Source organism: Amorphus suaedae, from assembly GCF_053629675.1.
In genome coordinates, this window is sequence record NZ_JBRJIT010000001.1 from 1,342,142 (window position 1) to 1,364,937 (window position 22,796).

Genomic DNA, 22,796 nt, shown 5'->3' on the forward strand with positions numbered 1-22,796 from the left:
GCTACAGCGCTCGAATGCTCATTTCCGGCTACGCCAAGACGTAGACATAAGCATACGCGTAGGCCCATTCGGGCCTGATCTGCTCCCTCAACGGGAGCACGCCACCGCCATAAGCCTTGGAGGCCTGGGCACCGACAATTGTCGCCAGTGAGGCAACGCACAACGTCCGGCGGCTCAATAGGAGTTGCCCGCGCTTCCGCGTGTTTTGCTGCGCGACGGGATGTTCGTGATTGTCAATCATGCTCACTCCAGGAAAAGGCGTACCCTGCCAAGCAGACAAAGCGGCAGCTTTGACTGCTCGGCGGGAGAATCCGATGCTCGATTAGAAGGGGTTGCGCGGATCGTTCAGCAGTTCCGGATCTGGCACAACCGATTTGCTCGCCACGTTTGCCAGCATCTGATGCGCCATATGAAATCCGAAATCTTCGGAGATCGCCTTCTTCCAATGTCTCGACAGGATGTTGTGGGTCGCCCAACGCGTATAACGCGGTCTTTTCATTATGTAGTGGGCCAGGTCCCAGGCCCTTTGAAGAAGCTCTTCCCGGGGAAATATCTCATTGACGAGACCGAGTTCGAGAGCCTTTGGCGCCGGAATGGATTTGGCCGCATAGATATAGTAGGCGGCGCGCTTTGGACCCATCAGAGCCTGCAGCGCCATGCCTTGCCCGTCGCCGGGAGGGCTCCCCAACCAGAAGTGCGGGTCCATGTAGTCTGCATCCGGCGCTGAAAGGGTGATGTCGGACAGCAGCGCGAATTCCGTATGGACGCCCGGGCCGTTAACGGCGGCGATGGTGGGCATGTCGATGCTGTAGATGAAGCTTTCTATATGCTTCCACCCGTCCATCATCCGCTGGAAGATGTGATCCGGGTCCAGCTCCGCCGCCGGTTTCGGGTTGAGTCCTTTCGGATCACCCATCATCCACTTGTCCCCTGTGCCGGTCAGGATCAGCACCTGGTTCTCGGGATCGTTTCCGACGTCCTGCCATACACGCGCCCATGCATTGTGGGCGGCATGGGTATGTTTGTAGGGGCCGTCGTCGGTGTGCATGCGGAGCTCAATAATGCCGCCCTGGCGCCGCATCTTGAAAAAGCGCTCGTAGCGCTTCGCGTAGTCTTCGAACGAGGTTGGGGCAGCGTAACCTTTCCATTCCGCGCGCGGATCCCAGGTCATGAGCCCTGCCTCCCCGAACGGTTGGTAAAAGCCGCGGGTAAGATGCGCGCGGGGACCTCGGCCGTCAGCGAAGTTGGCGGGCACCTGACCCATGATGTCCAATTGTCGTTTTTCATAGAGGTCGCTCTCGTTTCAACCCCGCCGCAGGCTGCGACGGCAGTTCACGAAGAACGATGAAACGCAAGAGTTGCGTGGACATTACAGGCCGAGACAGGAAAGCTTGCGGGCACCCCTTTCGTACGAAGCATTTTCCTTTTGGTGCCGGGCGGCCGGTTGGTATTTGCCTGCACGGACCGGAAGCACTGGAACGAAGAACAAGGCGCGGAACGCCTCCGCCCGCGTCGAGCCGTATGGAAAACGCTGAAGGCGGGGAAACTTGCTAATGCGACGCCCGGGGACTGCCCTTCCCACTTAAAGCCGCAGTGTCGCCTTGGTGCCGCTGGAGGTGCTTTGGATACTGGCATATCCGCCATGTTTCTCGGCGATTTGCTTTACCAAGCTCAATCCAAGGCCTGCCCCCCGGCTGTTCGGGACCACGCGATAGAAAGGTTCGAACACCAATTCCAGGTGATCTGCGGTTATGCCGGGCCCTTCGTCGCTCACGCTGATTTCGCCGTCCGCCAATGCGGAAACCGTGATTGTCCCGTGACCGCCGCCGTGGTCGATGGCGTTGCGGATGAGGTTGTCGATCGCTCGGCGCAGGGTGGAACTGTCTCCTTTGCGCTCGACGCACTTTACTTCGTTATGAAACGACACCTCGTAACCCGCCGCGATTGCGAGCGGCGCGAGATCCGCCACCGCCGCGCGCGCGATATCGATGAGATTGACCGTTTCGTCGAGATCGGCCGTTTGGCCGCCGCGCTCGAAGCTGAGAAGCTGTTCTGCCATCTCCGCCAAACGCGCAACGTCGTCCAGCAATCGCCTCCGCTCCAGTCCTTCGGACATGCCCTCAATGCGCGTTTGCATGATGGCGATCGGCGTCCTGAGTTCATGCGCCGCGTCGATCAAAAAACGCTGGCGTTTCTTGAACTCATTCTCAATTCGGTCGAGCGCGCCGTTGAACGCGGTAACCAGAGGGGAAACCTCTTTGGGGATGCCCGCCAGGGGAAGACGGTCCCCGTACCGGCGAGGTTCAATTTGCGACGCCATGTCAGCGACGTCGCTTACCCTCGCTATGGCACGCCCGACAATGTGGGGAACCGCGAGGAAGATTGCCGGCAGCGCGATTGCAATCAGCGAGAGGTAGATCGGATAGGCCTCCGCGAGGATCGCAAGAACCGGCCATCCTTTGCCGCTGGCACCGCCAAAGAGAATCCTCACTTCTCCGATCGGCGTCTCGACGTCCTCGACCGAAGCGATTTCATGCACGCCGCTTGCCCCGCGAATATCGGCCGAATGAAACAGATGCACGAGCGGAGCAACGGCGGCATAGGTTGCGGGGACGGTTCCTCGGGAGAGAGAAGCTCCGTCGGTTGTGGCCGCCACGATCCAGAGCCCGTCGTTCCGCTCAATCAACGATCGAAATGCCGGCGTTTCCTTGAGTACGAGCTGGCCTTGGTGATCGCGCGCAATCGCCTGCGCCACGGCGGACTTGACCTCCTGCTCCATGGCGATATTCGGCGAAAGAACCATCGTGGCATAGACGGACAGCCCGATGATAACGACGGTAATGACGGCCGTGATCACGAGGCTGAGTTGCCAACTCAATCGCCATCGGAGCGAGGGATTGTACTGGCGCCCGGCTCTCATCCTTCTTCCCTCAGAAGATAGCCGACACCTCGGATGTTGTGGATCGCGACCCCCGCATTGGCATCCGCCAACCGCTTTCGCAGCCTCGAAATATGCGCATCAAGAGCGTTGGATTGTATCTCCTCCTGGTAATTGTAGACCGCATCCTCGAGCGTCGAGCGAAGAACGGTCTTTCCCTTCCGCTTGGCCAGCGCCTGAAGGACCAGAAGTTCACGCCTGGGAAGATCGAGCGGCACGGAACCGGACGTGACATCGAGATGCAGCGGATCGATCTGCAATCGTCCCACCCGAATAGTCTGTTCTTCCAGCGTTGGGGGGCGTCGTAACAGCGCCCGCACACGGGCCATCAGTTCCTCGACGAGAAACGGCTTTCCAAGGTAATCATCCGCGCCAAGGTCCAGGCCCTCGACGCGCTCCAGTGGCTCGTTTCTGGCCGTCAGCACGATGACGGGTGTATCAATCCCGGCCCGCCTCAATTTCGGAATGAACGTCAGGCCCTCGCCATCGGGCAACCGCCGGTCCAGGAGTATGGCGTCGTAGTTGTTTTGAAGTGTAAGCTCAAGTGCATCCGCGAGATTCAAGGTATGGTCGGTGACAATACCTTGCTTGCTCAGCGCCGCCGACAGCGCATTCGCCAACTCCCTTTCATCTTCAATCAGCAAGAGTCTCATGGCGACTTCGTGTCCTATGCAATCGGCAGTCTTCCCTGCCAAGATTGCAGCAGCATTGCAGGGATACACAGACATGGAGGCCCTGTCCGCGAAATGGCGTGCCCCCACCGGTTCATCCGGCTTTATGTTCGTGCGTGCTGCGGCTGACCGCTCCGATTGGGGTTGATGCCGGTCCGCACAGACGGTCTGTCCGGCCGTACGGTTGGTTCGGGCATGGTCTTGGCCTCCATTCGCGAGGACAATGCTTCAGGAGCAGGCCTTCGTTCAGGCCGAGTCCAGAATGTCCTGGATGAGCTTGGCCTTCTGCAGAGGTTGCCAACGCAGGTTCTGCCTTGTCAGGACGCTAGACGCGGGAACGTCCATTCGCGCGATCCGATCAAGCCAGCCAAAGTGTCCTGCCGCATCTTCGTCCGAAAGCGACGTGACCGGCACGTTCAGCCGTTTGCCGATCGCTTCGGCGACGTCGCGGACCGCAACGCCTTCCTCGCCCACTGCATGGTAACGCTCGCCGTTCACGCCATCGTCGAGGACGAGGCTGTAAAGCCGGGCGACATCGAGCCGATGAACCGCCGGCCAGCGGTTTTGTCCGTCGCCCACATAGGCCGAGACACCCTGCTTGCGCGCATGATCCATCAGGTAGGAGGCAAATCCCTGCCGGTTCTGATCGTGGACCTGCGGCATCCTGATGACCGACACGCTGACGCCGCTCTCGGTCAGCGAAATCGCCACCTGCTCCGACACGCGTGGCATGCCGTGGGCCCCGGCCGGCAGAATGTCGGTCTCGGTCGAAACCCGCCCCATCAATGGCGGCAGGCCTGACGTGACGATGAACCTCTTGCCTGAACGGGCAAGGGCGCTGCCCATCGCCTCGATTGCGATGCGGTCCATCTCGCAGTTGTCGGCCATGCGGGAGAAATCATGATCGAAGGCCGTGTGGATGACCGCGTCGGCCTGCTCAGCGCCACGGCGCAGGCTCTCCAGATCGCGCAGATCGCCCTGCAGGACGTCACAACCGGCTTGCCGCAAGGCATCGGCCGACGCATCCGACCGCGACAGTCCGAGCACCTGGTGTTCGGCTTTGAGCAGGTTGGGGACGATCGCCGAACCGATGAACCCGGTCGCGCCGGTCACAAAAACGCGCATTCCCATACCTCCGGATATTCTTGTCAGAGCGGTCCGCATTGCTCAAAGCAACCCGCAATCCCGCGCGTCTTCACCAAGGCACGGTTCCGTTTTGGTCCGAGAAGCTGCCGGTCGGTCCATCATCGCCGATCAGGGCAAGCCGCACCGGTTCCCGCGCGCCCTCCTCCACGCTGCGCGTGCCGTTGAAGTTGTTGAGCGCGGTCGAGGTGAACCCGGGACAAGCGGCGTTGACCTTGATGTTGGTGCCTTCGAGTGCAAGCGCGAACGCCAGCATCACGGCGTGCGCCGCCGTCTTTGACACGGAGTAGTTGCCGAACATCCGCCGGTGCGGATTGGCGGGGTCCGAGTTGAGCGCCAGCGATGCGCCGGAGCTCCCGGTGATGACGATGCGGCCCGCAGGCGACTCGCGCAGAAGTGGAAGCATTGCCTGTGTCACGGCAATGACGCCGAACACATTGGTCTCGAACACCGTTCGGATATCGGCGAGAGGCGCGTCGGTCAGCAGGTTTGTCCTGACGGCTTCTGCGAAATCCTGGTTCGGCTTCGCCCGCGATATCCCGGCATTGTTCATCAGGATGTCCAGACGGCCGAACCGGGTTTGGATGAGAGCGGCCGCTTCAGCGATCGAGGCTTCATCCGTGACATCAAGCTGGATGGCGTGGGCTCCCGCTCCGATTTCCTGCGCCGCCTTCTCGCCCTTTTCCAGGTCGCGCGCGCCGACAATCACCGTCAGTCCTCTTGCGACCAGATCCTTTGCGATCTGCAGGCCTATGCCCTGAGTGGCGCCCGCAACGAGAGCAACGCGTTCGTCCGACATGGTGAAGTCCCCTTGTTTCTCTGCTGGCTCTTCGCAGTCCGAAGGCGTACTAAACGGAACATCCTTCCGCATCTATACGGAACATAGTTCCGCTTAACAAGCGCGTATTGGGGGATCTATGAAATCCATGCCTGGCAGATCGTCGGAACGGGCCGTGCGCGCAGATGCGCAGCGCAACATTGAAACACTGGTGCGGACAGCACGGGACGTGTTCGCCACATCCGGGGTCGAGGCCCCGATGCGCGAGATCGCGGAAAAGGCGGGTGTCGGCGTCGGGACCATCTACCGCAACTTTCCGCAGCGCTCCGATCTGATCGCGGCGGTGTTTCGCAGTGAAGTTGATGCCTGCGCGGACGCCGCGGCCAGTCTTGCGGAAGCCCTTCCTCCCGGGGAAGCGCTCGATCGATGGATGCAACGCTATGTCGACTTCATTGTCGCCAAGCGCGGACTGGCAGCCGCCCTGCATTCGGGCGACCCGGCGTTCGAAGCACTGCCGGCCTATTTCGACAGCCGGTTCGAGCCCGCACTGCAAAGGTTGCTCGATGCCGCCGTCGCCGCCGGAGAAATACGCCCCGACGCAAATCCGTATGATCTCTTGCGAGCGGTCGCGAGCCTGTGCATGCCGTCAAGCGACGGAAATCCGTCAGCCGCGCGCCGGTTGGTCGCGCTGCTGGTTGACGGGCTGCGTTATCGCGCGACCGGTCCGCAGGCTACGAGCGCGACCCCGGGACATAAGCCCGACTAGATGCCGAGCAAATCTTCTCACGCAGCTCAGGCGCGCTCGCTTGCTGGAAGCTCGTGCGGAGCAGTGCTCCCGATCCCTCGCGAGCAATATCCCGTCACAAGCATCCCGTCCGAGATAGACGGTCTCCCGCCTGCCGGTCAGCCAATAGTCGAGCCTGAACGAGATCGCGCCCGACGGTGCGACGCGCACATATCGGCGGCGCCAGGATGGGCCTAGTTCATTCCCACTCGATGGTGCCGGGGGGCTTGGAGGTGACGTCGTAGACGACGCGGTTGATGCCCTTGACCTCGTTGATGATGCGGGTCGCGGCACGGCCCAGGAAGGCCATGTCGTAGGGGTAGAAGTCGGCCGTCATGCCGTCCACCGAGGTCACGGCGCGCAGCGCGCAGACGAAGTCGTAGGTGCGCCCGTCGCCCATCACGCCGACGGTCTGCACCGGCAGCAGCACCGCGAAGGCCTGCCAGATGGCGTCGTAGAGCCCCGCCTTGCGGATCTCGTCCAGGTAGACCGCGTCGGCGTTCTTCAGGATCTCCAGCTTCTCGCGGGTGATGCCGCCCGGGCAGCGGATCGCCAGTCCCGGTCCCGGGAAGGGATGCCGGCCGACGAAGCTGTCGGGCAGGCCGAGGGTCCGGCCGAGCGCCCTCACCTCGTCCTTGAAGAGCTCGCGCAGCGGCTCCACCAGCTTCATGTTCATGCGTTCCGGCAGGCCGCCGACGTTGTGGTGCGACTTGATGGTGACCGACGGGCCGCCTGCGAACGACACGCTCTCGATCACGTCCGGATAGAGCGTGCCCTGGGCGAGGAAATCGGCGCCGCCGAGCTTCTTGGCCTCCGCCTCGAATACGTCGATGAACAGCTTCCCGATGATCTTGCGCTTCTGCTCGGGGTCGGAAACACCCTCGAGCTCGCCGATGAACAGGTCGGCCGCGTCCACGTGCACCAGCGGGATGTTGTAGTGCTCGCGGAACATCGACACGACCTCCTGGGCCTCGCCCTTCCGGAGCAGGCCGTGGTCGACGAAGATGCAGGTGAGCTGGTCGCCGATCGCCTCGTGCAGCAGCACCGCGGCGACGGAGGAATCGACGCCGCCGGAGAGCCCGCAGATGACCCGGGAGGTGCCGACCTGCTCGCGGATCTTCTCCTTGGCCTCGTCGCGGAACGCCGCCATCGTCCAGTCGCCCGAGCAGTTGGCGATCTTGCGGACGAAGTTTTCCAAAAGCTTCGCGCCGTCGGGGGTGTGCACGACCTCCGGGTGGAACATCAGGCCGTAGGCCTTGCGCTCCGGGTTCGCCAGCACCGCGTAGGGCGCGCCGTCGGACTTGGCGTAGACCGAGAAGCCCTCCGGCAGGCGCACAACGCGGTCGCCGTGGCTCATCCACACCTGGTGGTGCTCGCCGGTCTCCCAGACGCCCTCGAACAGCGGGCAGTCGGCCACCACGTCCACCGTCGCCCGGCCGAACTCGCGATGGTCGGACGGTTCCGCCTCGCCGCCCATCTGCACGCACATGGTCATCTGGCCGTAGCAGATGCCGAGGATCGGGATGCCGGCGTCGAAGACCGCCTGGGGGGCACGGGGGCTGCCGATCTCCGCCGTGGAGGCGGGGCCGCCGGAGAGGATCACCGCGTTCGGCTGCGTCCGCTGGAACGCCTCCGCGGCAGACTGGAACGGCGCGATCTCGCAATAGACGCCGGCCTCGCGCACCCGGCGCGCGATCAGCTGGGTCACCTGGCTGCCGAAGTCGATGATGAGGATGAAGTCGTGGCGGTCGGCGGAGCGTTCGGTCATCGGCGGGTCATCCCGTAGGCGGGTCGATGGGAGGTCGGTGTTTATCCTTCGCGCCGTTCCATCACGGCAACGAAAAAGCCGTCGGTGCCGGTCGTCGCCGGCGAAAGCACCATGCCGAAAGGAACCTCGCGGGCCGGCACCGCGGTCAGCGCCTCGCCTTTAGCACGGTCGGTGGTGAGCGGTGCGAAGTCGGGCGTCCGGGCCAGGAAGGCCTCGATCTGGCGGCTGTTCTCATCGGCGAACAGCGAACAGGTGACGTAGACGAGCCGGCCGCCGGGCCGGACATAGGTCGCCCCCTGGTCGAGGACGCCCGCCTGCTCGCCGATCCGGGTGGCCAAAGCTTCCGGCGAGAGGCGCCACTTGGCGTCGGGCCGGCGCCGCCAGACACCCGAGCCGGAGCATGGGGCGTCGACCAGCACCCGGTCCATCTTGCCGGCGAGCCCCGACAGGTCGCCGTCGGCGGCGTGGACCTGGACGTTGCGGGTGCCGGCGCGGCGCAGGCGCTCGAAGATCGGCTGCAGGCGCGACCGGTCGCTGTCGAAGGCGTGCACCTGGCCGCGGTTGTCCATCTCGGCGGCGAGCGCCAGCGTCTTGCCGCCGGCGCCTGCGCAGAAGTCGAGGATCTGCTCGCCCGGCGTGGCGCCGGCGAGCATGACGGCAAGCTGGCTCGCCTCGTCCTGCACCTCGTACCAGCCCTTCTGGTAGCCGGGCTCACGGATGACGTTGGCCTGGCGCTCGAACTCGCGTCCCACGCCGATCCGCACGCCGAGCGGCGAATAAGGCGTCGGCACCGCGCCGAAGCGCGACAGCGCCTTCAGCACCTTGTCGCGAGAGGATTTGAGCGCGTTGGCGCGCAGGTCGATCGGCGCGCGGGCGGCGAGAGCAGCCGCCTCGTTGATCCAGTCGCCGCCGAAGGTGGCCTCAAGGTGCGGCACGACCCACTCGGGCACGTCGGCATGGGCGGCTTCCGGCGCGGTGCTCAGATCGACGCTGGCGAGCGCGGTCCGTTCATCGGCGGTGAGCGCACCCGGCCCGAAATCGCCGTCCTGCAGCAGCGCGTCGAGGGCCTCGATGTCCCAGCCCCAGCGGCGCACCAGCACCGAGAGCACGACCGCGCGGGCGCTGCCCGTGCCCATCAGCCAGGACGAGGATGCCCGCCAGCGCAGCGCGTCGAACACCAGGTTGGCGATCGCCGCCCGGTCGCCGGATCCCGCGAACCGGTGGGCGTTGCCCCAGTCCTTCAGGACCTCGGTGACCGGTCGATGCTGGGTCTCGATGGTTTCGAGAACCTCGATCGCAGCCTGGATGCGTCCGCCAGCGCGCATTTAACCTCAGCTTTGGTTGTCCGGGCCGTCGGCCCGCGCCGGAAAGCGCGGGCTCGGCCCCGGGGAAGAGCGCGTCGTCGGTCAGCCGTCCGTCGGGTAGTTCGGGCTCTGGCGGACGATGGCGACGTCGTGGACATGGCTTTCGCGCAGGCCCGCGTTGGTGATGCGCACGAAGCGGGCGCGCTCCTGCAGCAGCGGAATGGTCTCCGCCCCGACATAGCCCATCGCCGAGCGCAGGCCGCCGGCCAGCTGGTGCAGCACGCTGGCGATCGGTCCCTTGTAGGGGACCTGGCCCTCGATGCCCTCGGGCACGAGCTTCAGCGTGTCGCGCACTTCCGCCTGGAAATAGCGATCCGCCGAACCGCGGGCCATCGCGCCCACCGACCCCATGCCGCGATAGGCCTTATAGGACCGGCCCTGGTGGAGGTAGACTTCGCCCGGGCTCTCGTCGGTGCCGGCAAGCAGCGAGCCGATCATGGCGCAGGAGGCGCCGGCGGCCAGCGCCTTGGCCAGATCGCCGGAATACTTGATGCCGCCGTCGGCGACGACCGGAATGCCGAGCTGGGAGGCCACGTCGGCCGCCCCCATCACCGCGGTGAGCTGCGGCATGCCGACGCCCGCAACGACGCGGGTGGTGCAGATGGAGCCCGGTCCGATGCCGACCTTGACGGCGTCCGCGCCCGCATCGATGAGCGCCCGGGTGGCTTCCGGCGTGGCGACGTTGCCGGCCAGGACCTGCACGGAGTTGGACAACTTCTTCACCCGGCGGACCGTGTCGAGCACGCGCTCGGAGTGGCCGTGGGCGGTGTCGACGACGATCAGGTCGACGCCGGCATCGATGAGACGCTCGGAGCGCTCCATCGCCGCGTCCTCGACCGACGTGGCCGCGGCGGCGCGCAGGCGGCCCTGCTCGTCCTTGGAGGCGTTCGGGTTGAGCTGCGCCTTCTCGATGTCCTTGACGGTGATCAGGCCGATGCAGTTCTGGGCATCGTCGACCACAACCAGCTTCTCGATGCGGTGCTGGTGCAGCAGGCGCTTGGCTTCGGCCTGGGTGACGCCGTCGCGCACCGTGATCAGGTTTTCCCTGGTCATCAGCTCGTGGATGGGCGTGTCGGGGTCGGAGGCGAAGCGAACGTCGCGGTTGGTGAGGATGCCGACCAGCCGTCCGACGATCTGACCGCCCTGCCCGCCGTTCTCCACCACCGGGATGCCCGAGATGTGGAAGCGCTCCATCAGCGCGAGGGCGTCCTTCAGGCGGGCGTTGGGGCCGATCACCACCGGGTTCACGACCATGCCGGATTCGAACTTCTTGACCTGGCGGACCTGCTCGGCCTGCTCTTCCGGGGTCATGTTCCGGTGGATCACGCCGATGCCGCCGGCCTGGGCCATGGCGATGGCCAGCTTGGCCTCGGTCACGGTGTCCATGGCCGCCGAGATGATCGGCAGCGACAGGGCCAGCGACTTTGTCAGATGCGTCGACAGGTTCGTCGCATTCGGCATCACCTCCGAGTGCCCCGGGATCAGGAGCACGTCGTCGAAGGTGAGCGCCTCGCGGCCGCTGTAGGTTTCAATGATTTGTGCCATCCGCCGCCTCGACGATCAGGGAGGAAAGGGGCGCACATCGAGCGGGCAACAAGCCCGCCCGCGTGAACAGGTCACGCTTCTATGCGGTGGCGCAGGTCTTTACCATGACGAGACGCGGCAAGCAAAATGCCGTTAACGCATAGCTGCCAGTTGTCCCCCGCTCTCGATTCTCGGGCTAAACTGCCCAGGTTTGCCAGCATCGACCGCGCGGCGAGCCTCCCTGACCGGCGCAAAAATCCTTTCAAAATCAATTAGCTGGAATCGCCCCTGTGGCTCGTCCAAATGTCACGGCCCTGATCGTCGCCTCGGCGCTGTTCATGGAGAACATCGATTCCACGGTGATCGCCACGTCGCTGCCGGCGGTCGCGGCCGATCTCGGCACCGATCCGATTCGCCTCAAGCTGGCGCTGACCTCCTATCTGCTGAGCCTCGCCGTGTTCATTCCGATATCGGGCTGGGCGGCCGACCGGTTCGGCGCCAAGACGATCTTCCGTTCGGCGATCGGCGTGTTCCTGCTCGGTTCCATCTGCTGCAGCCTGTCGTCCAGCCTGCCGGAATTCGTGCTGGCGCGGATCCTCCAGGGGGCCGGCGGCGCGATGATGACGCCGGTCGGCCGCCTCGTCGTGCTGCGGACCACGCCGAAGGACCAGATCCTGTCGGCGCTCGCCTGGCTGTCCATCCCCGCGCTGATTGGTCCGATGATCGGGCCACCGCTCGGCGGCTTCATCACCACCTATTTCGACTGGCGCTGGATCTTCTGGATCAACGTGCCGGTGGGCGCCGTCGGCGTGCTGCTGGTCACCTTCCTCATCGACAACATCCGCATGCCCGAAGTGGTGCCGCTGGACCGCACGGGCTTCGCCCTGTCCGGCATCGGGCTGTCGGCGCTGATCTTCGGGCTGTCGGTAATGGGGCAGCGCATGATGCCGCTGCCGGCCTCGCTCGCGCTCGTCCTCGGCGGGATCGCCTGCATCGTGCTCTACGTCCGCCACGCACGGCGCGTGGCGCATCCGCTGCTGGACCTCGACCTCCTGAAGGTGCCGACCTTCCGGGCCAGCGTGTTCGGCGGCTTCTTTTTCCGGGTGGGGGTCGGCGCCATCCCGTTCCTGCTGCCGCTGACGCTGCAGCTCGGGCTGGGCATGAACCCGTTCCAGGCGGGCTCGCTGGTCTTCGTGACGACCATCGGCGCCCTCCTGATGAAGTTTACCGCGCAGCCGATCGTCCGCCGCTTCGGCTTCCGCCGGGTGCTGATCGTCAACGGGCTGGTGAGCGCCGTCATCCTCGGCAGCATGGGGCTGTTCGCCCTCGGCCCGGCCACCGCGGTGATCATCTCGGTGCTGCTGGTCGGCGGCTTCTTCCGCTCGCTGCAGTTCTCCTGCATCAGCGCGCTCGCCTACGCCGACATCCCGCAGCAGCAGATGAGCCGCGCCACCAGCTTCGCCAGCGTCGCGCAGCAGGTCGGCCTGTCGACCGGCGTCACCGCGTCGGCCTTCATCCTGGAGTTCCAGCGGGCGGCCCGGCCGGGCGGCGAGATCATGCCGGGCGACTTCCTGACGGCCTTCGTCGTCGTCGCCGGCATCGCGGCCGTCTCGATCCTGGTGTTCCGCCAGCTCTCGCCCGCCGCCGGCGGGCAGATGTCCGGCCACGTCGCGCGCACCCCGGCGCCGACGCGGCCCTGACCTGCCTGCCCCCGAGCATTCATCTGGAGCGATTCCTCGCCGATCCGGTGTGTCCACCCGATCGGCAGGGGCTCTAGACGGACCTCGGGTCCTCGCGGTCCCAGTCCTCCGGGTCGCGCGGATCGCTGTCGGCCTCGTCGTCGCGCTCGGGGCTATGGGCGCGGGGCACGAGCCCCCGGAAGCCGGTCGCCAGCACGTACTGCTCCGCCGATTCCGATCGGCTGGCCTTCGGCTTGATGTGCCGCACCTTCTCGAAGTTGCGGTGCAGCTCGGCGAGCAGCGCCGCCTCCGTGCCGCCCTGGAACACCTTGGCGAGGAAGCTGCCGCCCGGATCCAGCACGGTGCTGGCGAAATCGGCGGCGACCTCGCACAGGTGCATGATGCGGATGTGGTCGGTCTGGCGGTGTCCGGTGGTGGGGGCCGCCATGTCGGAGAGCACGCAGTCGGCCTTGCGGCCGCCCAGCGCGTCGATCAGCGCCGCCGGGGCATCCTCGTCGAGGAAGTCCTTCTCCAGCAGCGTGACGCCCGGCAGGTGGTCCACGTGCAGGTAGTCGATGCCGACCACGCTCGGCGCCTCCGGCCGCGAGCCGACCCGGGCGGCCGCGATCTGCGACCAGCTCCCCGGCGCGGCCCCCAGGTCGACGACGCGCATGCCCGGCTTCAGAAGCCCGTAGCGGTCGTCGATCTCGAGCAGCTTGTAGGCGGCACGCGAGCGGTAGCCTTCGGCCTGGGCACGGCGGACGTACGGATCGTTCAGCTGGCGTTCGAGCCAGCGCACCGACGAGGCCCGCCGGCCCCGCGCGGTCTTCACGCGGGTTTTCAGTCCGCGGCTGCCATCGCCGCCGGAGTTGCGGGTCATAGGGACGGCCCGGCCGGAGAGGTTGCCGGCGTCGGCGGGCGGCCGGTGCGATCCTGCGCCATCAGTTCCATCAGTATTCCTTCACGCAGGCCCCGGTCGGCGACGCGCAGCCGCCGGCACGGCCAGCGGCGTCGGATCGCCTCCAGGATTGCACAGCCGGCCAACACGAGGTCGGCCCGGTCCGCGCCAATGCAGGGATTGGCGACCCGCTCGTGGAACGGCATCGCCAGGATTCGCCCGATCATCGCGTCCACATCCCGCTCATGGAGCCAGGTGCCGTCGACGCGGCGTCGGTCGTAGCGCTCGAGGCCGAGGTGAACCCCGGCGAGCGTGGTGACCGTACCCGAGGTTCCGAGAAGATGCACGCGCCCGCGACCGACGACCTGATCCAGCGCGCCCCCCTGGTCGAGCCGCTCCAGCAGGCTGGAGACGTCGTCGACCATCGCCCCGAACTTGGCGGCGTCCACTTCCACGCCGCCGTGGCGCTCGGCGAGCGACACGACGCCCACCGGCAGCGAGGTCCACGCGCGGATGCAGCGGGTGATCGCCACGCCGGTCAGCCGGTGACGGCCGGACAGGTCGACCCAGACGATCTCCGACGAGCCGCCGCCGATGTCGAAGAGGACGACCCCTTCCGAGTCCCGGTCGATCAACGTCGAACAGCCTGCCACCGCCAGGCGCGCCTCGGTCTCGCGGCTGACGATCTCAAGCTTGAGGCCGATCTCCCGCTCCACCCGCTCGACGAATTCAGGCCCGTTGGCCGCCATGCGGCAGGCCTCGGTGGCGATCAGGCGGAAGCGGTCGACGCGGGCGTGCTCGAGCTTGCGCGCGCAGACCTGCAGCGCCTCCATCGCCCGTGCCATCGCCGGCTCGCCGATCCGGCCGCAGCCGGACACGCCCTCGCCCAGCCGGATGATGCGCGAGAACGCATCGACCACCCGGTAGCCGCCGCCGCGCGCTTCGGCGACCAGCAGCCGGCAGTTGTTGGTTCCGAGATCGAGGGCCGCGTAGCGCCGTCCGGGCGCCCCCGTGTGCGCTCCGCGCCGGACAACGGGCCCGGCCGACGGGTGGCCGCCCTCGCCCTTCGGCCCACGCCGGCGGCCCGCCCCGCCGTGTCCGGGATCAGCCGCGACGGCGCAATGGCGCAGCTCCGCCCCGCGCGCGGAAACCTCCGTCGCGCACGACCGCTCGGCAGGTCCCTGCGGCATCACCCCCCGCGATCGTGCGGGAGGCGCACCGGAGTCGTCCGTGCCATCCATCGTTCATCCGCTCCCGGCGGAGCAGCGCGCCGGCTCCCCACCTGCAGGCGAGGCCGCAACCGGCATGTCCGGTTCCGGCAGATCCCTGCAGCGCGGCGCTGCGTGTTCCGCCCTTTGTTGGAACGAGTGTAGCAATGCGCGGGCCAACGGCCAAACGTTGCGTCAAATGACGTCGCGCAGCCCCTCCTTGCCGTTGGACCACGGGATGGTAGGACACGCATTTCCCATGGCGAGGAAGCGGCACCGGGCGCCGGCGGGATCGGCAGATCGCTTCGATGCGCCGGAACAGTCGGCAGCAGCCCTCAGGCCGGCCGGCCGGGCGGACCGCTGGTCAGGTGCTCGATCAGGATGCCGAGCGCCCGTCCGCCCTCGCTCGCCTCGCGGCGGATCACGCAGAGCTGTCGGTCGGCCCACGGTTCGGCCAGCGGCCGCCCCTCGATCTCCAGCGCGGCCAGATAGCGGGTGACGCCGCTCTCGCGGATGAACCCGATGCCGAGGCCCACTTCCACCAGCCGGCGCAGCGAATCGTAGCGCGACACCTCGAAGTGCTTGCGCACCGACCGCTCGATGGTGGTGGCCGCCGCTGCCAGCAGCGATTCCGTGGAGGCGCCGCCCATCATGGAGATGACGTCGTATTCGATCGCCCGCTCGAAGCGGACGCCTTCGCCGGGGGCCACCGCGTCGAACAGCGGATGGCCCTTGCGGCCGATCACCCAGACCGGGTCGCTGGCATAGGGAAATTTCAGAAGGCCGGGCGGCAGGTGATGGTCGACGACGACCCCCACGCCGGCGGTGCCATCGGCCACGGCGCGCGCCGCGTCGAAGTTCATGCCCTCCGCCAGCATGATGCGGATGCCGGGATAGGTGCGTTCGAAGGCGGCGAGGTCGTCGGCCAGCCGCCCGCTGACCGCGGCGGCGACGGCGGCGAGCCGGATCTCCCCCCGCTCCCCGGCCGCATGCGCGTCCAGGTCGGCGCTCAGCGACTTGGCGATTTCGAGCATGTGCTCGGCGCGCCGCAGCACCGTCTCCCCCGCCGACGTCAGCCGCACGCCCGAGGCGCCGCGCTCCAGGAGCGTCTGGCCGACGGAGGCCTCCAGGTCGGCGAGGCGCTTGGAGACGGCGGAGGTGGCGAGGTCGAGACGGCGTGCGCCGGCGGCGATGCCACCGGCATGGGCAACCGCAACGAAGCAGCGAAGGGTGGTGAAGTCAGGATCTCTCACGGCGCAGGACTATTCAACGCGGGCGCCGAAAAATCCAGCCGCAAGCGCGCCGGCCGGGCAACTTGGCACCGCTGATCGATTGAGGCGATGCCTGTGGGGAAAGGCGGGGAACAGCCCCGCACCCGAGGATCGGGTGATCCATCCAGGCGGAGGCGTGGATCCGAGGATCGTCCCGACCGGCGCGCAGGGCGCACCGGTCGGGAGGGCAGCTCGGTCTTGGGAGGAACCGGAGCGGCGTAGCGGCGAGCCGGCGTGAGACGCCGGCCCGGATGGGATCCAATCGGTCGCCGGAAAGGTCCGGCGCCGTTCAGGAGCGGGTGTCAGCTGCGCAGGTAGGCGCGCTTGCCCATGACCACCTCGATGGCGTCCTCGGGGAGCGCATCGCCGTTGGTGGCGGCGAAGGAGAGGCGGCGCGCAGCGCGGAAGATCTCGAAGAAGGACGCTTCGGTGCGCGGGGTCGCGGCAGCGCGATCATCGGCGACGGGGGCGGAGGCGGTGTCTGCGAAGAAAGCCATTTGATGTCTCGTGCGTGGGAGGCCGGGTCGAATGCCGTGACCCCAATCTGGGCAACATTTTCGCATCGCACAATGCGAAGTATGTGAAAGCCCCTTTCTCCAAACGCGATGGCACGAGTCCATGCACCTCCGATTGTTTGCCGCCATTTCCGGACCGCGCGATGCTGTCAGCGGCAAGGTCCCGTGCTCATTGGGCGGCGCGCGACAGCCGGGCCGGCAGGTCGTCCGCGATCGATCCGACCCGGGCTCGGCCGCCGAGGCCTTGGCGACCAAACGGCCATGCGGCGCGGTCGTCCACAACGATGGCGCACAAGCCCTTGCCTCATTTTCCAAGAAGGCTTATGGGACACGCTCTGACGGCGGGGGCGTGTAGCTCAGCGGGAGAGCGTTCCGTTCACACCGGAAAGGTCACAGGTTCAATCCCTGTCACGCCCACCATTGTTTCCAATGGTTTGACCGTCAGAACTCCCCACGAGACTGAACGCCGGACGGCCCGATCCAGCCGCTGACCCTGTCGGTGCGCGGAGGCCTCTCCCGCTCGTGGCGGCGGACTATTCCGCCGCCCCTTCCCCAACAGTTGCCGGCGTGGCGCGCCGGGCCACGATCTCGATCGCCAGCACCGTGACCACCATTGCCAGGCCGATGCCGTTGGCGATCGCCGCGTGGTGGAACATCTCCAGCGGGATCAGCAGCAGCCCCCCGCCGACGATCGACGCGATCCGCAGCGGGAGGGAGAGCGGGCGCAGGGCATAGCCGATGGCGCCCGCCGACACGAACCACACCCCGACCGCCGCGGTGGCCAGCGACAGGATCGTGCCGCTCCAGGACGGGCTCTGCAATAGCAGCGTCGGGGAGAACACGAACAGGAACGGCACGATGTAGGCCGTCCATGAGAACCGCATGGCGACCCAGCCGGTGCGCACCGGCGCCGCCCCTGCCAGGTTCGCCGCGAAGAAGGCGGCGATCGCCAGCGGCGGCGTCACGAACGACATCATGCCGAGATACAGGATGAACATGTGCGCGGCGAGCGGCGAGATGCCGACCTCGACGAGGCTCGGCGCGATCAGCACCGCCAGCAGGACGTAGACGCCCAGCGTCGGCATGCCCATGCCCAGCACGATGCACATCAGCCCGGCGATGACGAGCAGCAGGAAGATGCTGCCGGCCCCGAACTTCACCAGGAACAGCGTCAGCGCGAAGCCGAGCCCGGTCAGCTGCAGGATGCCCATGATGAAGCCGGCGGCGGCCGAGATCATGATGATGTCCACCGACGAGATGCCGGTGCGCACCAGCGCGTCCCAGATGCCCCGCAGGGTCAGCCTGTGGCCGGAATAGCCGAACGCGAGACCGACGAGCGCCACGCCGATGCAGGCGAAGACGGCGGCGTTCTCCGCCTCGCGGTTCAGCCAGAACAGCGCGTAGATGAGCACCGCGAACGGCAGGATGAAGAACCAGCCCTTCATCAGCACCGCCACGATTCTCGGGATCTCCTTCAGCGGCACCGGAAGGATGTGGGCCTTGGCCGCTTCCAGGTCCGCCTGGATGAACAGCGCCAGATAATAGAGGAGCGCCGGCACCAGGGCGGCGAGCGCCACCTCCGCGTACGAGATCTGCAGGAAGTCGGCCATCAGGAAGGCCACGGCGCCCATCACCGGCGGCATCAGCTGGCCGCCGTTCGACGCGCTCGCTTCGATCGCGGCGGCCTGCTCCGGCTTGAAGCCGGACTTCTTCATCATCGGGATGGTGATGACGCCGGTCGCCAGGATGTTGGAGACGACGATGCCGGAGATGGAGCCGAACAGGGTGGAGGCGAGGATGGAGATCTTCGCCGCGCCACCGCGGAAGCGCCCCATCAGCCCGAGCGCCAAGTCGTTGAAGAAGAACGAGCCGCCCGAGGCCTGCAGCAGGTTGCCGAAGAAGATGAAGGGGATCACCACGGTGACGCCGACCAGCAGCACCAGACCGAAGAGCCCGCTGGTGTCGACGCCGAGATAGAAGACCATGTTGTTGAGGTCGACGTTCCGCGTCTGCAGCTCGCCTTCGACCAGATGGCCGACCAGCGCGTAGACGGTGAAGGCCAGCACGACGATCACCAGCGACCAGCCGGACGTCCGCCGAAGCCCCTCGATCACCAGCAGAAAGAACAGCCAGCTGACGATCAGCCCATCTGTCGGCTGGCTGAAGAAGTTGGAGAGGATCGTCGGATACTCGAAGGCGGCGTAGATGCCTGCGCCCAGCGAGATCAGCGCGAGCAGGCTGTCGTACCAGGTGAGCTGCTTGGGGCGCGGGTCGGAGCGGCGCAGCGGCCGCGTCACGAACACCAGGGCAAGGCTGAGGCCCAGGATGGCGGCCAGAAACTGCTCGGTGAGAAAGGTCCAGCCAACCAGCCGGTAGAGGTCCGCCCCCCACGCGAGCCCGGCAAGCGCGATCAGCGCACCGAGCACGATGGTGGCGATCCGCAGCAGCGGCGAGGGAGGAATGGAGGCTTCGACGCCGGTCGTTTCGACGCTCATCAGGCGGATCCTTGCCGATCGCGGCACCTGTCGGGCGTGGGGGCACGCCGGAAGCGCGGCTGATCCTTCGCGGTGGAAAGACGGGCGGCCGGGTCTGTGAAGGATTGCTCCGGCCGCCGACAGTGCCGGTCGGCCGGGCTAACCCGGCCGGCCGGCTCGGCGGAGTGCGGTCAGGCGATCACTCGCCCTTCCACAATCCCTTTTCCTTGAAGAACTTCACCGCGCCGGGGTGATACGCGACCCGGGGCTGCGGGGTGGCAAGGCCTTCCTGGGTCATCGCGTTGAACGACGGATGGCCGGCGACGAGGCCGTCCTTGTGGTCGTACATCGCCCCCAGGAACTTGTAGACGACGTCGTCGGACACCGAGTCGTTGGCCAGCACGACCATGGCGTACTCCATCAGCATCGTGTCGCCGATGATGCCCGGCAGGTGCGGAGCCGGCTTCTGGAGCGCCGGGTGATACTCCGGCCGCACGGCTTCCATCTTCTTCGCCGCCTCGGGCGTATCGCTCAGGCTGAGAAAGCGGATGCCGCCCGGGATCGCGGAGTTCAGCTCCGCCATCTTCGGGGCGCCGACGGCGAACATGGTCGCGTCGAGACGGCCGCTCTTCATGTCGTCGGCGCCGCGCAGCAGGTTGGCGGTCGGAACGCCGTCTTCCGCGTCATCGAGCGACATGTCGGCGGTGGCCAGCATGCCGTTCATCAGGAAGATGCCCTGCTGGAAGCCCTGCCAGCCGGTCGGGATGCGCTTTCCCTTCAGATCCGCGATCGTCTTGATGTCGGACTCGTTGGGAACGACCATGCCGACCTTGAACGGAAACACCGTCGCCACCAGGCGCAGGTCGCCCATCTTCTTGCCGTCGTAAGGCACGGCGCCGGACGCGGCTGCGCCCGCCTCGTCATTGGAGATGAACGAGAATTCCGACTGGCCGGCCTGGGTCGCCCCCATGATCGCGCCCGGCGAGTTGAAGGTGACGACGCGCATCTGCAGGTCGGTATTCTCCTGCACGACCTTGGCGATCGCCTGGGCCTGGACGTTGTTGATGGCGCCCGGCGGCAATGTCGAGATGGAGACGGTCTCCGCGGCAGCCGGCTGGACGAGCACGGCGGCGGCGAGAAGCCCGGCGGTCAGGCCGAGTAGTGCTTTCATGTGGTGTTCCCTCCCTTGAGGACCCCGGTTTTCCGGGGCCTTTTTGTTAGACCGCGCCCATCGCGCGGCCATGAAGTCCGATCAGTCCCTCACTGACCATGATGTGCGGCCGACGCGGCCCATTCCCGATGCGATCCACTCTTGACCGGAGCGGGCTCGCATTCAATCAGGCGCGCGCGGCGGGAACCTCGAATTCCTCCCCCGCGACCGCCATCTGTGCGCAGGCGAACCGGACGACCTGGCTCGCGACGGTCGCCAGCTGCTCCTCCACGTCGGCGCTGGTCGGCCGGCCGTTCTCGAAGGGCCGCGTCTGGGCGTTGAGGCAGGCGCCGTAGGGGGTCGGCCAGCCTCGCAGCGCATGCACGATCGAGCGGACGCCGGAGAGCGTCGTGCCGAGCGCCTGGGCGCCATGGGCGGTGACCACGACGCCGACGGCACGGCCATCGAAATAGGGGCGCGGGTCGCTGCGCATGTCCTCGCTGTAGTCGATGGCGTTCTTGATCAGCCCCGACATGCCGCCGTGATAGCTGGGCGTGGAGATGATGATGCCGTCGGCCCGCCGCATCGCCTGGACCAGCCGCAGCGCCGAGGGGCTGCGGTGGTCGCTCGCCGGGTCGTAGGGCGGCAGGTCCAGCAGCGGGCCGGAGATCAGTTCGGTCGAGGCACCGAGCCGGGCGGCGATCGACAGGGTCAGCCGCAGCGCCGCCTCCGACGTGGAGCCGATGCGCGTCGTGCCGCCGATGCCCACGATGTGCGGGCGGGTCGGATCGGCAGGGCCGGAGCGGATGGTGTCGAGCCGGTCGAGCATGATGTCTCCTCAGCTGCCTATTCGGCGGCCTGGTCGGACGCGAAGCCGGGGGACCTGAGCCGGTCGAACCCGGACTTGATCTCCTCGTGGCGCGCGTCGATCCAGGCTTCGGTCTCGGGATGGGTGAAGATGTAGAAGGCGCCGTCCTCGATGGCGGCGGCGACGTGGGCGCCGATCTCCTCGGGCTTCGCGCCGTCCTTGATGAGGTCGCCCATGAAGTGGTTCTCGGGACGCACGTAGGCGCCGCCCAGGCGCTCGGGGCGGCTGCGCTCCGACAGATGAATGGCGGTGTCGACGGCGGCCGGGGCCAGCACGGACACGCCCACCTGCGTCTCGCTGAGCTCGTTGCGCAGCGCCTCGGAGAGCGCCACCACCGCGTACTTGGTCATCGAATACGCGCCGGTCAGGAAGCTCGCGTTGACCTGGAAACCGCCGATCGATGCGGTGTTGACCACGTGGGCGGGCTTGCCGGTCTCCAGCAGCCGCGGAACGAAGGTGCGGACGCCATGGATGACGCCGTAGACATTGACCCCGATCACCCAGTCCCAGTCGGCCGGGGCGATCTCGTGCACCGGCACGCCGTGCATGGCGACGCCGGCGTTGTTGCAGACGATCGACGCCGGGCCGTACGCGGCCTCCAGCGCCACCGCCGCGGCCTCTACCGAGACAAGGTCGGAAACGTCGGTCGGCAGCGGCAGCGCGGTGCCGCCGGCGGCCTCGATCAGCCGGACCGTCGCCACGGCATCCTCCTCGCGGATGTCCGCGACGCCGACCTTCACGCCCCGGCGCGCGAGCGTCATCGCGATGCCGCGCCCGATGCCCGAGCCCGAACCCGAAACGTAGGCGACCTGTCCTTCGGTAATCTTCATGCCGGCCTCCCGCCCGCGATGCGCCGTGCTCCGGCGCTTATGGTATGCACTTTCAGAGGATCCGCAGATCCGGCGGCGCGGCGCGGAGCCCGCCAACCGGTTGCTCCGCCCCGCGTTCGATGCCACAACGCCGCAGAGCCGCCGGGCACCCGATTGTATAACTCTTCCCGTTCCGGCCGACAGACCACAGGCCGCGCCGAAGGCGCTGCGCATGGAGACCGGAGGCGATGGGCGACACCCCTGCAACCAGCAAGACCGCGGGCGAGGGCAACGGCGCCGTCGACGTGGCCTACCGGTTCATCCGGGCCGCCATCATCTCCGGCGACCTGCGCTCCGGCGAAGCCCTGCAGGAGGCGAAGCTCGCCGAGCGGATCGGCGTCAGCCGGACGCCCGTCCGCGAAGCGCTCAGCAGGCTCAGCAACGAGGGTCTGGTGGTGCTTGAGCGCTACCGCCGCGGCCAGGTGGCGTCGTTCTCCCAGGCCGACGTCGCCGAGATCTTTCGCCTGCGCGCCAAGCTCGAAAGCCACGGTGCGCGGCGCGCCGCGACCCGCATCACCGCCGAACAGATCGCCCACCTGGAAAGCGTCGAGGCGGAGATGGAAGCCCACTTCGCCGAGGTCGGCTGGCACAAGCACCTCGCCCGGTTCGACGAGCTCAACAACGACTTCCACGGGACGATCGCGGCGGCGGCCGACAGCCCGCGGCTGGAACGCATCCTCGCCTCGTCGCTGGAGCTGCCCGCCTCGATCTTCAACATCTACTCCGAGCCGGTCGACGACCGGACCCGGCGCACCCACCGCCAGCATCACGAGATCCTGTCGGCGCTCAGGGCCCGCAACGCCGACTGGGCGGAGGCCGCGATGAGCGCCCACCTGCTGTCGATCCTGGCCGAGCCCCAGCCGAACCCCGAGGGCTGAGGCGGCCGGGGCCTGC

General features: G+C 67.0%; 19 protein-coding genes and 1 tRNA gene. 4 read left to right on the top strand and 16 right to left on the bottom strand.

Features of this window, described 5'->3' with window-relative positions; all coding sequences use genetic code 11:
- Positions 1-322: 322 nt before the first annotated feature.
- The 5 genes from AB7M35_RS06020 to AB7M35_RS06040 form a co-directional block, all read right to left on the bottom strand.
- Entirely contained in the window at positions 323-1,171 is an 849-nt protein-coding gene (locus AB7M35_RS06020; protein ID WP_453958046.1) for an enoyl-CoA hydratase/isomerase family protein, read from the bottom strand.
- Between the two features lie 411 nt (positions 1,172-1,582).
- Positions 1,583-2,920, bottom strand: coding sequence for a sensor histidine kinase (locus AB7M35_RS06025; protein WP_453958047.1), 1,338 nt, complete (start codon positions 2,918-2,920; stop codon positions 1,583-1,585).
- Positions 2,917-3,591, bottom strand: a complete 675-nt coding sequence (locus tag AB7M35_RS06030) for a response regulator transcription factor (RefSeq protein WP_453958048.1) — start codon at positions 3,589-3,591, stop codon at positions 2,917-2,919. The genes AB7M35_RS06025 and AB7M35_RS06030 overlap by 4 nt, the downstream gene beginning before the upstream one ends.
- Before the next feature lie 264 nt (positions 3,592-3,855).
- Positions 3,856-4,734 (bottom strand): SDR family oxidoreductase, encoded by an 879-nt coding sequence (locus AB7M35_RS06035; RefSeq protein ID WP_453958049.1) that lies wholly within the window; start codon positions 4,732-4,734, stop codon positions 3,856-3,858.
- Between the two features lie 70 nt (positions 4,735-4,804).
- The gene (locus AB7M35_RS06040; protein WP_453958051.1) at positions 4,805-5,551 is read right to left on the bottom strand and encodes an SDR family NAD(P)-dependent oxidoreductase; all 747 of its coding nucleotides are present in this window, start codon (positions 5,549-5,551) and stop codon (positions 4,805-4,807) included.
- Positions 5,552-5,678: 127 nt separating this feature from the next.
- Here AB7M35_RS06040 and AB7M35_RS06045 point away from each other — a divergent pair, with 127 nt between their 5' ends.
- Positions 5,679-6,296: a TetR/AcrR family transcriptional regulator gene (locus AB7M35_RS06045; RefSeq protein WP_453958052.1), complete on the top strand. Its 618-nt coding sequence runs from the start codon at positions 5,679-5,681 to the stop codon at positions 6,294-6,296.
- Positions 6,297-6,513: 217 nt separating this feature from the next.
- On the opposite strand, the gene guaA is transcribed toward AB7M35_RS06045, so the two are convergent.
- From guaA to guaB, 3 genes are all read right to left on the bottom strand, one after another.
- The gene (gene guaA / locus AB7M35_RS06050; RefSeq protein ID WP_453958055.1) at positions 6,514-8,082 is read right to left on the bottom strand and encodes a glutamine-hydrolyzing GMP synthase; all 1,569 of its coding nucleotides are present in this window, start codon (positions 8,080-8,082) and stop codon (positions 6,514-6,516) included.
- A gap of 41 nt (positions 8,083-8,123) precedes the next feature.
- Positions 8,124-9,407 (bottom strand): RsmB/NOP family class I SAM-dependent RNA methyltransferase, encoded by a 1,284-nt coding sequence (locus tag AB7M35_RS06055; protein WP_453958057.1) that lies wholly within the window; start codon positions 9,405-9,407, stop codon positions 8,124-8,126.
- Positions 9,408-9,488: 81 nt separating this feature from the next.
- A complete protein-coding gene (gene guaB, locus AB7M35_RS06060; protein ID WP_453958059.1) occupies positions 9,489-10,991 on the bottom strand; it encodes an IMP dehydrogenase in 1,503 nt (500 codons plus the stop codon).
- A gap of 269 nt (positions 10,992-11,260) precedes the next feature.
- Here guaB and AB7M35_RS06065 point away from each other — a divergent pair, with 269 nt between their 5' ends.
- On the top strand, positions 11,261-12,670 hold the full coding sequence (locus tag AB7M35_RS06065) for an MFS transporter (protein ID WP_453958061.1): 1,410 nt from the start codon (positions 11,261-11,263) through the stop codon (positions 12,668-12,670).
- Between the two features lie 73 nt (positions 12,671-12,743).
- Here AB7M35_RS06065 and AB7M35_RS06070 read toward each other — a convergent pair whose 3' ends face one another.
- The 4 genes from AB7M35_RS06070 to AB7M35_RS06085 all read right to left on the bottom strand — a co-directional run bounded on the left by AB7M35_RS06070 (position 12,744) and on the right by AB7M35_RS06085 (position 16,523).
- Positions 12,744-13,529 (bottom strand): RlmE family RNA methyltransferase, encoded by a 786-nt coding sequence (locus tag AB7M35_RS06070; protein WP_453958062.1) that lies wholly within the window; start codon positions 13,527-13,529, stop codon positions 12,744-12,746.
- Positions 13,526-14,737, bottom strand: a complete 1,212-nt coding sequence (locus AB7M35_RS06075) for a Ppx/GppA phosphatase family protein (protein ID WP_453958064.1) — start codon at positions 14,735-14,737, stop codon at positions 13,526-13,528. The genes AB7M35_RS06070 and AB7M35_RS06075 overlap by 4 nt, the downstream gene beginning before the upstream one ends.
- Before the next feature lie 353 nt (positions 14,738-15,090).
- Positions 15,091-16,008 (bottom strand): LysR substrate-binding domain-containing protein, encoded by a 918-nt coding sequence (locus AB7M35_RS06080; protein ID WP_453958066.1) that lies wholly within the window; start codon positions 16,006-16,008, stop codon positions 15,091-15,093.
- Between the two features lie 320 nt (positions 16,009-16,328).
- The gene (locus AB7M35_RS06085; protein ID WP_453958068.1) at positions 16,329-16,523 is read right to left on the bottom strand and encodes a hypothetical protein; all 195 of its coding nucleotides are present in this window, start codon (positions 16,521-16,523) and stop codon (positions 16,329-16,331) included.
- A gap of 363 nt (positions 16,524-16,886) precedes the next feature.
- Here AB7M35_RS06085 and AB7M35_RS06090 point away from each other — a divergent pair.
- Positions 16,887-16,961, top strand: a tRNA-Val gene (locus tag AB7M35_RS06090).
- Positions 16,962-17,074: 113 nt separating this feature from the next.
- Here the strand turns inward: AB7M35_RS06090 and AB7M35_RS06095 are convergent.
- The 4 genes from AB7M35_RS06095 to AB7M35_RS06110 form a co-directional block, all read right to left on the bottom strand.
- Positions 17,075-19,036 carry a TRAP transporter permease gene (locus AB7M35_RS06095; RefSeq protein ID WP_453958070.1) on the bottom strand — a complete coding sequence of 654 codons (1,962 nt, stop codon included), beginning with the start codon at positions 19,034-19,036 and terminating at the stop codon, positions 17,075-17,077.
- A gap of 178 nt (positions 19,037-19,214) precedes the next feature.
- The gene (locus AB7M35_RS06100; RefSeq protein WP_453958072.1) at positions 19,215-20,186 is read right to left on the bottom strand and encodes a TAXI family TRAP transporter solute-binding subunit; all 972 of its coding nucleotides are present in this window, start codon (positions 20,184-20,186) and stop codon (positions 19,215-19,217) included.
- Between the two features lie 166 nt (positions 20,187-20,352).
- Positions 20,353-20,994 (bottom strand): NADPH-dependent FMN reductase, encoded by a 642-nt coding sequence (locus tag AB7M35_RS06105; RefSeq protein ID WP_453958073.1) that lies wholly within the window; start codon positions 20,992-20,994, stop codon positions 20,353-20,355.
- A 17-nt stretch (positions 20,995-21,011) separates the two neighbouring features.
- Entirely contained in the window at positions 21,012-21,863 is an 852-nt protein-coding gene (locus AB7M35_RS06110) for an SDR family NAD(P)-dependent oxidoreductase (RefSeq protein ID WP_453958075.1), read from the bottom strand.
- A 227-nt stretch (positions 21,864-22,090) separates the two neighbouring features.
- On the opposite strand from AB7M35_RS06110, the gene AB7M35_RS06115 reads away from it, so the two are divergent.
- Positions 22,091-22,780, top strand: a complete 690-nt coding sequence (locus AB7M35_RS06115; protein ID WP_453958077.1) for a GntR family transcriptional regulator — start codon at positions 22,091-22,093, stop codon at positions 22,778-22,780.
- Positions 22,781-22,796: the final 16 nt, after the last annotated feature.

Excerpts from the sequence above, each read along its gene's own strand:
- AB7M35_RS06020 (WP_453958046.1), bottom strand. The coding sequence starts at position 1,171 with ATGACCTGGGATCCGCGCGCGGAATGGAAAGGTTACGCTGCCCCAACC.
- AB7M35_RS06025 (WP_453958047.1), bottom strand. The coding sequence starts at position 2,920 with ATGAGAGCCGGGCGCCAGTACAATCCCTCGCTCCGATGGCGATTGAGT.
- AB7M35_RS06030 (WP_453958048.1), bottom strand. The coding sequence starts at position 3,591 with ATGAGACTCTTGCTGATTGAAGATGAAAGGGAGTTGGCGAATGCGCTG.
- AB7M35_RS06035 (WP_453958049.1), bottom strand. The coding sequence starts at position 4,734 with ATGCGCGTTTTTGTGACCGGCGCGACCGGGTTCATCGGTTCGGCGATC.
- AB7M35_RS06040 (WP_453958051.1), bottom strand. The coding sequence starts at position 5,551 with ATGTCGGACGAACGCGTTGCTCTCGTTGCGGGCGCCACTCAGGGCATA.
- AB7M35_RS06045 (WP_453958052.1), top strand. The coding sequence starts at position 5,679 with ATGCCTGGCAGATCGTCGGAACGGGCCGTGCGCGCAGATGCGCAGCGC.
- guaA (WP_453958055.1), bottom strand. The coding sequence starts at position 8,082 with ATGACCGAACGCTCCGCCGACCGCCACGACTTCATCCTCATCATCGAC.
- AB7M35_RS06055 (WP_453958057.1), bottom strand. The coding sequence starts at position 9,407 with ATGCGCGCTGGCGGACGCATCCAGGCTGCGATCGAGGTTCTCGAAACC.
- guaB (WP_453958059.1), bottom strand. The coding sequence starts at position 10,991 with ATGGCACAAATCATTGAAACCTACAGCGGCCGCGAGGCGCTCACCTTC.
- AB7M35_RS06070 (WP_453958062.1), bottom strand. The coding sequence starts at position 13,529 with ATGACCCGCAACTCCGGCGGCGATGGCAGCCGCGGACTGAAAACCCGC.
- AB7M35_RS06075 (WP_453958064.1), bottom strand. The coding sequence starts at position 14,737 with ATGCCGCAGGGACCTGCCGAGCGGTCGTGCGCGACGGAGGTTTCCGCG.
- AB7M35_RS06085 (WP_453958068.1), bottom strand. The coding sequence starts at position 16,523 with ATGGCTTTCTTCGCAGACACCGCCTCCGCCCCCGTCGCCGATGATCGC.
- AB7M35_RS06095 (WP_453958070.1), bottom strand. The coding sequence starts at position 19,036 with ATGAGCGTCGAAACGACCGGCGTCGAAGCCTCCATTCCTCCCTCGCCG.
- AB7M35_RS06100 (WP_453958072.1), bottom strand. The coding sequence starts at position 20,186 with ATGAAAGCACTACTCGGCCTGACCGCCGGGCTTCTCGCCGCCGCCGTG.
- AB7M35_RS06105 (WP_453958073.1), bottom strand. The coding sequence starts at position 20,994 with ATGCTCGACCGGCTCGACACCATCCGCTCCGGCCCTGCCGATCCGACC.
- AB7M35_RS06110 (WP_453958075.1), bottom strand. The coding sequence starts at position 21,863 with ATGAAGATTACCGAAGGACAGGTCGCCTACGTTTCGGGTTCGGGCTCG.
- AB7M35_RS06115 (WP_453958077.1), top strand. The coding sequence starts at position 22,091 with ATGGGCGACACCCCTGCAACCAGCAAGACCGCGGGCGAGGGCAACGGC.